Annotated in this window: 11 protein-coding genes and 1 pseudogene; 6 read left to right on the top strand and 6 right to left on the bottom strand. The window is 71.9% G+C overall.

Going from position 1 to position 12,863, the window contains the following annotated elements:
- Window positions 1-128: 128 nt before the first annotated feature.
- Entirely contained in the window at window positions 129-1,577 is a 1,449-nt protein-coding gene (locus ABD987_RS16815; RefSeq protein ID WP_345393562.1) for a phytoene desaturase family protein, read from the top strand.
- 75 nt (window positions 1,578-1,652) lie between these two features.
- Complete coding sequence (locus ABD987_RS16810) at window positions 1,653-3,527, top strand: Xaa-Pro dipeptidyl-peptidase (RefSeq protein ID WP_345393559.1); 1,875 nt, start codon at window positions 1,653-1,655, stop codon at window positions 3,525-3,527.
- Between the two features lie 68 nt (window positions 3,528-3,595).
- On the opposite strand, the gene ABD987_RS16805 is transcribed toward ABD987_RS16810, so the two are convergent.
- From ABD987_RS16805 to ABD987_RS16790, 4 genes and pseudogenes are all read right to left on the bottom strand, one after another.
- The gene (locus ABD987_RS16805; RefSeq protein WP_345393557.1) at window positions 3,596-4,153 is read right to left on the bottom strand and encodes a TetR/AcrR family transcriptional regulator; all 558 of its coding nucleotides are present in this window, start codon (window positions 4,151-4,153) and stop codon (window positions 3,596-3,598) included.
- Complete coding sequence (locus ABD987_RS16800; RefSeq protein WP_345393554.1) at window positions 4,132-4,938, bottom strand: SGNH/GDSL hydrolase family protein; 807 nt, start codon at window positions 4,936-4,938, stop codon at window positions 4,132-4,134. Before ABD987_RS16800 ends, ABD987_RS16805 begins: the two co-directional genes overlap by 22 nt.
- A 124-nt stretch (window positions 4,939-5,062) precedes the next feature.
- Window positions 5,063-5,993 (bottom strand): annotated as a pseudogene (locus ABD987_RS16795) (aldo/keto reductase).
- A 213-nt stretch (window positions 5,994-6,206) separates the two neighbouring features.
- Window positions 6,207-6,749 carry a TetR/AcrR family transcriptional regulator gene (locus tag ABD987_RS16790; protein WP_345393551.1) on the bottom strand — a complete coding sequence of 181 codons (543 nt, stop codon included), beginning with the start codon at window positions 6,747-6,749 and terminating at the stop codon, window positions 6,207-6,209.
- A gap of 91 nt (window positions 6,750-6,840) precedes the next feature.
- Between ABD987_RS16790 and ABD987_RS16785 the strand changes: the two genes are divergently transcribed.
- Window positions 6,841-8,028, top strand: coding sequence for an MFS transporter (locus ABD987_RS16785; RefSeq protein ID WP_345393548.1), 1,188 nt, complete (start codon window positions 6,841-6,843; stop codon window positions 8,026-8,028).
- Window positions 8,029-8,035: 7 nt separating this feature from the next.
- Here ABD987_RS16785 and ABD987_RS16780 read toward each other — a convergent pair whose 3' ends face one another.
- Window positions 8,036-8,710, bottom strand: a complete 675-nt coding sequence (locus tag ABD987_RS16780; RefSeq protein WP_345393545.1) for a helix-turn-helix domain-containing protein — start codon at window positions 8,708-8,710, stop codon at window positions 8,036-8,038.
- 239 nt (window positions 8,711-8,949) lie between these two features.
- Between ABD987_RS16780 and ABD987_RS16775 the strand changes: the two genes are divergently transcribed.
- On the top strand, window positions 8,950-9,315 hold the full coding sequence (locus tag ABD987_RS16775; RefSeq protein ID WP_345393542.1) for a hypothetical protein: 366 nt from the start codon (window positions 8,950-8,952) through the stop codon (window positions 9,313-9,315).
- A 50-nt stretch (window positions 9,316-9,365) separates the two neighbouring features.
- On the opposite strand, the gene ABD987_RS16770 is transcribed toward ABD987_RS16775, so the two are convergent.
- A complete protein-coding gene (locus ABD987_RS16770) occupies window positions 9,366-10,853 on the bottom strand; it encodes a helix-turn-helix domain-containing protein (RefSeq protein ID WP_345393539.1) in 1,488 nt (495 codons plus the stop codon).
- A gap of 115 nt (window positions 10,854-10,968) precedes the next feature.
- Here ABD987_RS16770 and exaC point away from each other — a divergent pair, with 115 nt between their 5' ends.
- Together exaC and ABD987_RS16760 are read left to right on the top strand one after the other, a co-directional pair.
- Window positions 10,969-12,492, top strand: coding sequence for an acetaldehyde dehydrogenase ExaC (gene exaC, locus ABD987_RS16765; protein ID WP_345393536.1), 1,524 nt, complete (start codon window positions 10,969-10,971; stop codon window positions 12,490-12,492).
- Window positions 12,492-12,860, top strand: a complete 369-nt coding sequence (locus tag ABD987_RS16760; RefSeq protein ID WP_345393533.1) for a DUF779 domain-containing protein — start codon at window positions 12,492-12,494, stop codon at window positions 12,858-12,860. Before exaC ends, ABD987_RS16760 begins: the two co-directional genes overlap by 1 nt.
- Window positions 12,861-12,863 lie beyond the last annotated feature (3 nt).

Raw genomic sequence — 12,863 nt, 5'->3', positions numbered from 1 at the left:
CCCCCTTCCTGTTCGGACGAGGCCCACTCTGCTTGGGTGGGCACCGGGACTTCGGTGGGTGCGGGGTCAGCCTAGAACGCGGGTACGACCATATTCGATCAGATGTTCGGGGTGGGGAGGTGGTCGGTGTGTCCGCCGAAGTCGCCGTCGTCGGCTCCGGGCCCAACGGGCTCGCCGCCGCGGTGCTGCTGGCCAGGGCCGGTCTCGACGTCGAAGTGCACGAGGCCGCGCCCGGGATCGGCGGCGGCGCCCGCACGCTCCCGCTGTTCGACTCCGAGGTCCGGCACGACGTCTGTTCCGCGGTGCACCCGATGGCCGCCGCCTCGCCGTTCTTCCGCGGCTTCGATCTCGCCGCGCACGGCGTCGAGCTGCTCCACCCGGAGATCTCCTACGCCCACCCGCTCGACGAGCGGCGCACCGCGCTGGCGTATCCGGAGCTGGACCGCACCCGCGCCGCGCTCGGCGCCGACGGCGAGCGGTGGCGATGGCTGATGGGGCCGCTTGCCGCGCGCGGGCCCGGCGTGGTCGAGACGCTGCTCGGCGACCTCCGGCACCTGCCGCGCGACCCACGAGCGGCCGCGCTGCTGCCGTCGCGGATGCTCGCGCAGGTTTCCGGCGCCGGATTCCGCGGCCGGGAGGCACCCGCGCTGCTGGCCGGGGTCGCCGCGCACACGATGTCCCGGCAGCCCGCGCTCCCCGCGGCGGGCGCGGCACTGCTGCTCGGGCACCTCGCGCATACGACGGGCTGGCCGATCCCGCGCGGCGGCAGCCAGTCGATCGTCGACGCGCTCGCCGCGGACCTGCGCGCGCACGGCGGCCGGATCCACGTCGGCAGCCGGGTCACCGACCTGCGGCAGCTGCGGCACGCCCGCGCCGTCCTGCTCGACCTCGTGCCGCGCGGCGTGCTCGACATCGCGGGCCCGCTGCTGCCGGCCGGTTACCGCCGGGCACTGGAGCGGTATCGGCACGGTGCCGGAGCGGCCAAGGTCGACTTCCTCGTGTCCGAGCCGGTTCCCTGGCGGGACAAGCGGATCGGCGCGGCCGGGACCGTCCACATCGGAGGGACGAGTGCGGAGGTGTACACGGCCGAGAACGCGGTCGCGGCGGGAAGGCGCGCGGCGGAACCGTTCGTGCTGCTGGCCGAGCCGATGGCCACCGACCCCTCGCGCGGGCTGCCCGGCAAGCGTCCGGTGTGGACGTACGCACACGTCCCGCACGGCGACCCGATCGACGCCACCGACGTCGTCCGGCGCCGGATCGAGCGGTTCGCGCCCGGCTTTTCGGACACGATCCTCGCCTCGCGGGCGCGATCCGCGCTGGAGATGGAGACGCACAACGCCAACTACGTCGGCGGGGACATCGCCGGGGGCCTGGTGAGCCTCCGGCAGGTGCTCGCCCGCCCGGCGCCGCGCTGGAACCCCTACCGTACGCCGCTGACCGGCGTCTATCTGTGTTCGGCCGCGACGCCGCCGGGCGCGGGCGTGCACGGGATGGCGGGGATGCACGCGGCGAAGGCGGTGCTGCGCCGCGAGTTCGGCGTCCCGGACCGTCCCATCGGATGGGCGACAACAACGTAAGGGGGTTGCGCGCGAGCACCGCGAGGGCCACTGTCACATCCAGAACTGGGTGGCTCTGGAGGGACAATGCGAAGAATGCGTGTGCTCGCCGCGATCACGCTGGCGGGTGTCTCCCTGCTTTCCACCGCCGTGCCGGCGTCGGCGGCCGACGATCCGGCGCGTCAGGTGGTGGTCCGTGACGGCGAGACGAAACCCGTCTACGACTACGCCAAGGCGGTGCGTGAGCAGGTCTACGTCGAAACACCGGTCGACAGCGACCGGGACGGCAAACGGGACCGGGTCGCGGTGTACGTCACCCGTCCGAAGGAAACCGACGGCGGGCTGAAGGTCGCCAGCATCATCGAGCCGAGCCCGTACTTCGGCGGCACGATCGACGCGCCCTATCACCCCGCCGACGTCACCGACGTGCCACGGATCTCGCCGTGGTCGCCGCCGACCGGCCCGCAGCCCCCGGTGAACTACAACCGGGTCTACTACGACAACTACTTCGTCTCGCGGGGCTACGCCGTGCTGTCGGCGAACACGCTCGGTACCGGCGACTCCGACGGCTGCCCGAGCGCGATCGGCCCGGAAGAGAAGACCGGCATGAAGACGGTCGTGGAGTGGCTGACCGGTAAGGCGAAGGCGTTCACCAAGGACGGCAAGGAGGTCAAGGCCTCCTGGTCCACCGGCAACGTCGCGATGGCGGGCAAGAGCTACGACGGCACGCTGCCGGTCGCGGTCGCGAGCACCGGGGTCAAGGGACTGAAGACGATCGTCTCGATCTCCGGCATCGCGAGCTGGTACGACTACTACCGCGCGGAGGGCGGGGTCGTGTCGCCCGGCGGCTACGTCGGCGAGGACGCCGACCTGCACGCGAAGGTGGTGCTGACCCGCAAGAATCCCGAGGTGTGCGCGGGGCCGATCCACGAGATGGAAAAGGCGATGGACCGGGTTTCCGGGGACTACAACGCCTTCTGGGACCAGCGGAACTTCGCCAAGGACCTCGGCAACTACCACGGCAGCGTGTTCCAGGTGGCCGGGATCAACGACTGGAACGTCAAGCCCAAGAACTTCACCGACCTGTGGGAAGCCTTGGGACGCAACGACATCACCCGCAAGCTGTGGCTGCACCAGGCCGCGCACGACGACCCGCTCTACGTCGCGCAGCAGTCCTGGCTCGACGCCGTGCACCAGTGGTTCGACCACGAGCTCTACGGCGTGCGCAACAACGTCCTGCGGCAGCCGAAGGTGCACTTCGAGACGGCGCCGGGGAAGTGGACGGACTACCGCGACTACCCGGAGCCCGGCGCGCGCGACATCACGCTGCGCTTCGGCGCGTCGCACGGGGACCAGCCGGGCGTGCTCGGCCCGTGGTGGGTGCCCGGCTCCGGACGTAGGCAGGGATTCGTCGACGATCCGGCGAGGACCGCGGACAGCCTGGTCGCCGCGCAGGACAAGGCGGATCCGAACCGGCTGCTGTACGTGTCCGATCCGCTGCCGAAGGACGTCCGCATCTCCGGGACGCCCGAGATCAGCGTGCGGGCGTCGGTGGACGGGAAGTCGCCGTACCTGAGCGCGTTGCTCGTCGACTACGGCACCGACCAGCGGATCACCGGGTTCGGCCCGACGAAGGACACCTGGTGCTTCGGGGACACGCTCGGCGCCGACTCCGGGTGCCGGCCGAAGTACGCCTACACCACCGCGCAGACGCCGTACGACGTGATCAGCCGGGGCTGGCTGGACGTGCGCAACCGGCACTCCGACAGCCGGACCGAGCCGGTCCAGGCCGGGCGGACGTACTCCTTCGACTGGGAGCTGCAACCGCGCCAGTACCAGCTGAAGGCCGGGCACCGCCTCGGCGTCGTGCTCCTGGTGACCGACCGGGACTACACGCTGCACTACCCGGCGGGGACGAAGGTTTCGGTGACACTGGGCGAGAGCTCGATCCGTCTCCCCGTGGTCGGCTGAGTTTCGCAGCGGTCCGTGGGGGCCTCCTTGAGGGACTCTAGGTCCCTCAAGGAGGCCCCCACGGACCTTCAGCCCAGATACGCGTCGAGGGTGACGGCGAGGGCGACTTCGGCCGACGGCGCGAAGCTCGCCCCGGCCAGCCCGCCCCACAGCCACAGCTGCGCCAGCCCGTGCAGCGCGGCCCACAACGACGTCGCCAGCAGTCGCGGATCCGTGCCGGGGTGCCAGTCCGGGGTCTGGACCGCGGCGACGAGCTCGGCGAAGAAGTCGAACACCGCGCTGCTCACCGCGACGAGTTCCGGATCGCCGGGGTCGATCAGATCGCGGCGGAACATCAGCTCGAACATCGCCGGATTCCCCAGCGCGAAGTCGAGATAGCCGTGACACGCGGCGGTGAGCCGTTCCCTGGCGGTGCCGTCCGGCAACTGCTCGCGGCGTTCGAGCAGGCGCCGGTAGCCGAGCACGGCGACGGCCGAGAGCAGCTCGGCGCGGCCGGAGAAGTGCCGCAGTGGAGCGCCGTGGGACACGCCCGCGGCCTTCGCGATCCCACGCAGCGTCACCGCGCCGACGCCCTCCTCGACGAGCAGGGCGTTCGCGGTGCTGATCAGATGGCTTCGGGTGCCCATGCGCCCACAGTGTCCATTTCGGACGGTGCGACCGGCCGGAGTTCCGGGCGCTTCGGCAGGAAACCGTCGCCCGAGGAGCGGCCGGTCAGACGGTTGCGGACGCGGGTGACCATCGCGGGCGCGACGTGCTCGCGGAACCAGCGCAGGTCGCCGCGCAGCCCCGGCCGGACGTCGGTGCCCGGCAACGGCCGCAGCCAGTCGTGTTCGAGCCCGAGCCGACCCAAGACATGCCCGGCGACGCGCCGGTGTCCCGCCTCGGACAGGTGCAGCCGGTCCGGGCCGAAGTAGCGGGAGTCGTGCGCGGCCTGGTCCGGCCACAGGTCGACGAGCACCGTGCCGTAGCTGACCGACGCCTCGCGGATCGCGTCGTTGAGCGCGGTCACCCTCGGCCGCATCCGGCGGACGAACGGCACCCGGTCGGAGATGTCGCTGAGCGTGAAGGTGACGACGGTCGGGGCGAGCCGGGCGCAGGCGCGGATCGCGGCGTCGACCCGGCGGGCGACCGTGCGTGCGTCCCAGTCGCGGTGCAGTACGTCGTTGCCGCCGCCGAACAACGCGATCAGGTCGGGCGCCAGCCCCCGCGCGGTCGGCAGCTGTTCCGCGGTGATCTGGTCGAGCCGCCTGCCGCGGACGGCCAGGTTGGCGTACCGGAAGCCGGGACGGTCGTGCGCGAGCCGCCCGGCGACGAAGTCCGCCCACCCGCGGTACTGGTCGCTGCCGGGGTAGGGGTCGTCGAGCCCCTCGGCGCAGCTGTCGCCGAGGACGACGAAACGGTCGTAATGCATCAACGTCTCCGTAACCCGGGGTTCATCTGGTAGACACTGTCTATCAAAGATTTGTAGACGCTGTCTACCTATGGGCCGGTGACGTCTGTCCTGTCCGGGTGAGTCCTGGCCGGAGCGGGACCGGCTAGCCCCGAGCGACCTCGGCGGTGTGCGCGGGGGTGTAGCGCTCGCCCGTCACCTGGTCGCTCAGCGGGTCCAGCGCGGCGAGTGCCTCGGCGTCCAGGGTGAGCTCCAGCGCGGCCGCGTTCTGCGCCAGCCGGGCCGGGCTGCGGGTGCCCGGGATGGCCGCCACCGCCACCCCGAGCCGCTCGGCCTGGGCGTACACCCAGGCCAGCGCCACCTGGGCCGGGGTGGCATCCAGTCGGTCGGCCACCTCGCGCACGGTCCGCGCGATCTTCTCGTTGGCCTCACCCGCTTCCCCGGCGAAGCGGGGATTGGTGCGCCGGAAGTCCTTCTCTCCCAACGTGGAGCGGTCCAGGGCGCCGGTCAGGAACCCCCGCCCCAGCGGCGAGTACGGCACCAGCCCGACCCCCAGCTCGGCCATCACCGGGGTGACCGTCTCGACGTCGCGGGTCCACAGCGAGTACTCGCTCTGCACCGCGGCGATCGGGTGCACCGCGTGCGCCCGGCGCAGCAGCTCGCCGTCGACCTCGGACAGGCCCAGATGGCGGACCTTGCCCGCCTCGACCAGCTCGGCCATCGCCCCGACGGTCTCCTCGATCTCCACGTCCTGGGGCGGGCGGTGGGCGTAGTACAGGTCGATCACCTCGACGCCCAGCCGCAGCAGCGAGGCGTCGCAGGAGCGCAGCACGTAGTCACGGGCGCCGCGGATGCGGCGTGCCCGGTCGCCGGCGCTGCGGTCGATGCCGAACTTGGTGGCCACCTGCACCCGGTCTCGACGGCCGTGGACGGCCCGGCCTGTGCCCGGTGCCGTAGGCGTCGGCGGTGTCCAGGAACGTGACGCCCAGCTCCAGCGCCCGGTCGATGGTGGCGAGGCCGCCGTCCCAGTCGGCGGCGCCGTAGCTCTCGCTCATCCCCATGCACCCCAGGCCCATCGCGCTGACGATGAGACCGGACGAGCCGAGCGTGGTTCGGGTGATCATGCGCGGACACTCCTCCTGCCCGGCGGTCCGGGCGGTACCTCGAGGGCTGACGAACGCCGCCGACACTAGGAACTGGAGCGCACTCCAGGTCAAGCCATGACCAACGCTCGGCGTCCGCGAGGTTCGTCCGAAAAGGACAACGCCGGGGTGATCCCGTCCGCCCGGTCAGGCGGGCCGGGACGCCAGCAGGGCCGCCGCGACCGCCTTCGCGCGCCGCGCCGGTGCCGGGCTGTGCTCGCGGAGCGCGCTGACCAGCGCGCCGTCGAACAGCAGCAGGAGCTGCTCGGGAAGGTCGTCGTCCGGCGCGGTGCCGAGCAGGTCGCGCAGCTCCCGGATCATCGCTTCCTTGTGCTCGACCGCGATCCGCCGTGTGGGGTCGTCCGGGTCGGCGAGTTCGACCATCGTGTTGATCGAGGCGCAGCCGCGGAAGTTGGTCGCCGACAGCCGGGTGGCCAGCCCGTCGAACATCGCCAGCGGATCGCCGTCCGCCCGGGTGATCACCTCGCGCAGCCAGGCGCGGAGCTGGGTGTCGTACCCGCGCAGCATGGTCGCGACCAGATCGTCCTTGCTCGCGAAGTGGCGGTAGAACGACGCCCGCCCGACGCCGGAGGCGCGCAGGAGCCGTTCCACGCCGACGGCGCGGATGCCCTCCGCGAAGAAGAGGTCCTCGGCCGCCTTGACCAGCCGTTCCCGGGCGTGCGTTGGCATGGCGCCACGATACCCGGATTGACGCCAGGCGGAACCGGTCGGTACCGTCTCGGCAAACGGAACCGATCGGTACCAAGTTGAGGAGCTGCCCGTGTCCGCACCACCCGCACGGACCCTGCCCGGCGAGGCGGCGCCCCACTGGCGTTCGCACGCGGCGATGCTCGCGCTCGGCGCGTTCGCGGTCGGCACGGACGCCTTCGTCATCGCCGGGGTGCTGCCGTCCATCGCGGACTCGCTCGGGGTCGGCATCGCCGCGGCGGGTCAGCTGGTGACGGTGTTCTCGCTGGCCTACGCGATCGCGGCGCCGGTGCTCGGGGTGCTCACCGCGGGCTGGTCCCGGCGTTCGGCGCTGCTGACGGCGTTGCTCGTGCTGTCGGCGGGGAACGCGCTCACCGCGCTCGCGCCGGACTATCCGCTCGTCCTCGCCTCGCGGGTGCTCGCCGCCGCGGGCGCGGCGCTGTACACCGCGAGCGCGAGCGCCACCGCGGCGACGCTGGCCGGGGAACGCAACCACGGCAAGGCGATCTCCGTGGTGCTGCTGGGGGTGACCTCGTCGCTGGTGCTCGGCACGCCGATCGGCACCGTCATCGGCGGCGCGCTCGGCTGGCGCGCGACCCTGTGGTTCGTCGTCCTGCTCGGCGGCCTCGCCTGCGCGCTGATCGCCGTCCGGCTGCCGCCGCTCGCCGGGTCGGCGGGCACCGGCCTGCGCGAGCGGCTCGCGCCGCTCACCGATCGCCGGGTGCTCACCGCGCTCGCGGCCACGCTGGTCGTGTTCACCGGGATCTACCTGCCCTACACCTATTTCAGCGCGGTGTACGAGCCCGCGACCGGCGGCGACAGCGCGATGCTCGCGATCCTGCTGCTCGTGTTCGGCGTCGCGGGGACCGCGGGCAACCTGGTCGCGGGCACGCTCGCCGACCGGTTCGGCGCGAGCCGGGTGGTCCTCGCCGCGACGGCCCTGCTGACGGTCGCCCTGCTCCTGGTCCCGGTGCTGCGCGTGTCGGTGGCCACTGCGGTGCCCGCGATCGCGGTGGTCGGGTTCCTTTCGTTCTCCGTCACCTCGCCGCAGCAACAGGCGATCATCGCGCTGGCCCCGGCGGCGAGGTCGGTGGTGACCGCGCTGTACCAGTCGGCGCTCTACCTGGCGATCTCGCTCTCCGGTGTGGTCGGCGGCGTCGCGCTGGACGGTCTCGGCGCGGGCACGCTGGCTCCGCTGGCCGCGGTGCTGGTGGCGTTCACCGCGGCCACGACCTGGCTTTCCCTGCGCCGCGCGCGATGACCCGGTGTCAGCAGCGCGGCAGGTCGGCGGTGTCGCCCGCGTAGAGGAACAGCGAGTTGACGTAGACGTCGTGGGTCTTCACCCAGGTACTGCTGTGGTAGCCGTCGTGCGTGAGCGGGGCGCCCACCGTCCAGCAGGAGAAGTCGTGCTGACCGGCGGGCAGGGTGCCCTCGTGTGTCTCGTCCCGCGCGTCCGGTGACCGGTGGGTCCAGGTGGCGGCCGTGGTGGTCATCCGGTACTCGGTGACGGCCGGGCGGTCCAGCAGTCCGGTGGCCCACACGACCGCCAGGGTCGCCGCGATGCTCGCGACGGCCACGACCGCGGCGGCGAGGAGTTTCCGGCTCCGTCGTTCGCGGGCGGTGGGCGGCGGAGCGTGGTCGTTCGTGACGCGAGCACGGTCCCAGGCGGCCAGCCAGCGCGGGAACTCGTCGGGATGCACCCGGCAGGAGGCGAGAAACGTGAGCAACCGGTCCTTCGACGGGAGCCGTTTCCCGGCGAGCATGTCGCTCACCGTGCTGCGGGGCAGCGTCCGGCACTCGCCGTTCTTCCTCGGCAGTGCTTCGGCCGCCTTTTCCAGCGCGCTGTAGGTGAGGCCGCGCCGATCGCGCAGGGTGCGCAGACAGGCGGCCAGTTCGGCGGTGGTGCCGGCGTCGGCCGGATCGGCCGTCGGTGCTGATGTCATGGGATCCCCTCCCCGAGACCCAGGATGCCCAGGAGGGTGCCTCCGCTACACCGGGTTTAGCCCGTTCGGCGGACTCCGTGAACGGGTGCCGAACGGCGAGGCCGGGGCCCGGTTCGCGTTCGGGCTCGTCCGTGAACGGCCGAAGCGCTGGTCTCGGGCCGTCGCCCGCTGCTGGGCTGATGGCGGTCCGCGACCTTCGCGGACGGACCTTGTGTTCACGGTTTGGGAGGACACTGAACATGAATCGGATTGCGAAAACGGCCGTGGTGACCCTGCTGGCGGGACTGCCGATCGCCGCGTCCGTGGGAACGGCGAGTGCGGCACCGGCGGAGGTTTCCTGCCCCGATTCGGGCGCCGCGTGCTTCTACGCGAGCACCGGATTCAACGACATCATCACCGTGTTGCCCGCCTCGGTGGGGTCGGGCAACGTGCCCAGGCCCGCCTCGGTGCGCAACCGGACGCCGTACACGCTGTGCTTCGTCAACCCGGACACCGGCGCGAGCACCTCGCAGGCCCCGAGCACCGAGGGGCCGGACCTCACCGGTGGCGGGTGGAACCAGGTCACCGCGCATGTCTACTTCGTGGATCCCGGCGCCTCCTGCTGATCCACCGCCGGTCCGGTCACCGGGGAGGGAGCGGTGGCCGGACCGCTCGGTCAGAGCCGGGCGCGGTGCGTCAGCACGACGGCGCGGCGCGGGTCCCCGGCGGGCAGCGCCGCGCACAGCGCGTCCACGATCGCCAGGTCGTCGACGCCGCACGAGGTTTCCCAGAACGCCCACAGCACTTCGGCGTCGGCGCTGTTCAGCGCCACCTGCCGGACCTGCGCCGTCAGCGACTCGCGTTCCTGCCGGATCGCCGGGGACTCCGACTCCGGCAGCAGCGGACCTCGAAACGCCCGCACGGCCTCGTCCGCCGCGCCGCGCCGCAGGGCCGCGCGGCAGCGCAGGAAGTCCGCGTCGACGTCGGCGGCCAGCCGGTACGGCCGCGTCCGCACCACCGAGGTGCCGAGCTGGGTCCGAAGCCGGTGGATCTCGGCGCGCACGGTCACCGGGTTGCCGCTCTCGCCGTAGAGCCGGCAGGCGAGCCGGTCCGCGGTCATCCCGTCCGGGGCCAGCGCGAGCAGGGTGAGGATTTCCGCGTGCCGCAAGGTGAACGGCACCTCGCGACCGTCCACAGTGGCCGATCCGGGCCCGTCGGTGAGGAAGTCCAGCGCCAGCCGCGCGCGGTGCGGGCGAGCGGGGGACGGGCCGGGCGAGGACAGGTACAGCAGATACCCCTCGGGCAGCGGCTCCACGGTGGCGAGCCGGCCGTCCGGCAGCGCGACCGTCCCGCCGCCCCTCCGTACGTCCACTGTGGAGGGAAGGACGCAGGATTCTGCGGCCAGTACCCGGCCGCTCGCCGACAGCAGCGCGCCGGGCCGTCCGCGCAGCGCCGCGAGGTGCCTCATGTTCGCCTGGCGCAGCCGCTCGTCGCGGACCGCGAGGTGGGCCCGCAGCTGCCCCTCGGCGAGCTGGGCGGTGGCCGTGACCAGCGCCAGCATCGCCGGGTGCACGGTGCGCAGCGGGCCGCTGACGTCGATCGAGCCGAGCAGCGCCCCGGTGTCCGGATCGCGCACCGGCGCCGCCGCGCAGGTCCACGCGTGATACCGGCGGACCAGGTGCTCGGCGGAGTGGATCCGGACCGGCTCGCCGGTGGCGAGCGCCGTGCCCATCGCGTTGGTCCCGGCGGCGGCCTCGCTCCAGCGCGTGCCCTCGGTGAGCGCGACGCGGTCCGCGCGCAGCAGCACCCCGGTCTCGCCCTCGCGCCACAGGATCAGCCCGTCCGCGTCGGTCACGATCATCATGTGCTCGGCGTCGTCGGCGATGCTCACCAGGTTCTGGCGCAGCAGTGGCAGCACGGGCGAGAGCGGGTGTTCCCCGCGCAGGCCGGGCAGTTCGCCGGGCTCGTAGACGACCGGCGCCTCGCCCGCGTCGGGGTCCACCCGCGCGGCGAGCGAGCGGTCCCAGGACGCGGAGACCACGGAGCGTGGCGAGCGGGGCGCGGGCGTCCCGGCCAGCACCGCCGCCCGGACATGTTCGAGCAGCCGCGCGTACGACTCCGGGTCGCGCAGCAGGTCGGCTTCGGGCGCCTCTGCCACGGTCATGAGGCTAGTGACCGGGCTCACGCGCCTGCAACGTCGATGCAACGTTGCCCTACTTACCGTCGCCGCGGACTCCGTCCCTTCAAACACCGTCACTCCGAGCAACGAGGCAGGAACGATGGCCCTCTACGCCGCACCGAACAGCGAAGGCAGCGTCGTCAGCTACGAGCCGCGCTACGACCACTACATCGGCGGCGAGTACGTCCCGCCCGCCGGTGGCCAGTACTTCGAGAACCCGACGCCCATCACCGGGAAGACCTTCACCGAGATCGCCCGCGGCACCGCGCCGGACGTCGAAAAGGCGCTCGACGCCGCGCACGGCGCCGCCCCGGCGTGGGGCAGGACGTCGGCGGAGGAGCGCGCGGGCATCCTGCTCAGGATCGCCGACCGGATGGAACAGAACCTCGAGAAGATCGCCGTCGCCGAGAGCTGGGAGAACGGCAAACCGGTCCGCGAGACCCTCGCCGCGGACATCCCCCTCGCGATCGACCACTTCCGCTACTTCGCCGGCGCGCTGCGCGCGCAGGAGGGCGGGATCTCGCAGATCGACGAGAACACCGTCGCCTACCACTTCCACGAACCGCTCGGCGTCGTCGGCCAGATCATCCCGTGGAACTTCCCGATCCTGATGGCCGTCTGGAAGCTCGCCCCGGCACTCGCCGCGGGCAACGCCGTCGTGCTCAAGCCCGCCGAACAGACCCCGGCCTCGATCCACCTGCTGCTCTCGATCATCGGCGATCTCGTTCCGCCGGGTGTGCTCAACGTCGTCAACGGGTTCGGTGTCGAGGCGGGCAAGCCGCTCGCGTCGAGCAGCCGGGTGCGCAAGGTCGCCTTCACCGGCGAGACCACGACCGGGCGGCTGATCCTGCAGTACGCCAGCGAAAACATCATCCCGGTCACCGTCGAGCTCGGCGGCAAGAGCCCGAACATCTTCTTCGACGACGTCGCCTCGGCCAACGACGCCTTCTACGACAAGGCGCAGGAGGGTTTCGCGCTGTTCGCGCTGAACCAGGGCGAGGTCTGCACCTGCCCGTCGCGGGCGCTGATCCAGTCCGGGATCTACGACCGGTTCCTCGGCGACGCCGTCGAGCGCGTGAAGAGGATCAAGCAGGGCAACCCGCTCGACACCGAGACGCAGATCGGCGCGCAGGCATCGAACGACCAGCTCGAAAAGATCCTGTCCTACATCGACATCGGCAAGCAGGAGGGCGCCCGCGTGCTGACCGGCGGCGCGCGCACCGACCTCGGCGGCGAGTTGTCGGGCGGCTACTACGTCGAGCCGACGGTGTTCGAGGGTGACAACAAGATGCGGATCTTCCAGGAGGAGATCTTCGGCCCGGTCGTGTCGGTGGCGAAGTTCGCCGACTACGACGACGCGCTCAAGATCGCCAACGACACCCTCTACGGCCTCGGCGCCGGGGTCTGGTCGCGGGACGGGAACACCGCCTACCGCGCCGGTCGCGACATCCAGGCGGGCCGCGTGTGGGTGAACAACTACCACGCCTACCCGGCGCACGCGGCCTTCGGCGGCTACAAGGCGTCCGGCATCGGGCGCGAGACGCACAAGATGATGCTGGATCACTACCAGCAGACGAAGAACATGCTCGTGTCCTATTCGGACAGTGCGCTGGGCTTTTTCTGATGGCACAGCGTGTTGACCTGGCACCGGCCGCCGCGGATCTGCTGCGGCGGCTGGTGTCGCGCCACGGCCCGGTGATGTTCCATCAGTCCGGCGGATGCTGCGACGGGAGCGCGCCGATGTGCTACCCGGCGGGCGAGTTCCGCACCGGGGCCTCCGACGTCCACCTCGGCTCGCTGGCGGTCGAGGGTGCCGGGGACGTCCCGGTGTGGATGTCCGGCCCGCAGTTCGAGTACTGGAAGCACACCCACCTGACCATCGACGTGGTTCCCGGCCGGGGAAGCGGGTTCTCGCTCGAAGCGCCCGAAGGCGTGCGCTTCCTGATCCGCTCCCGCCTGCTCACCGACGAGGAGGTGGCCGAACTCGGCTGAAAA

Source organism: Amycolatopsis samaneae, from assembly GCF_039541975.1.
In the GTDB taxonomy this organism is placed as follows: domain Bacteria; phylum Actinomycetota; class Actinomycetes; order Mycobacteriales; family Pseudonocardiaceae; genus Amycolatopsis; species Amycolatopsis samaneae.
The sequence above is the reverse complement of the archived record's forward strand: the minus strand, read 5'-3'. Positions and strand labels throughout refer to the sequence as shown.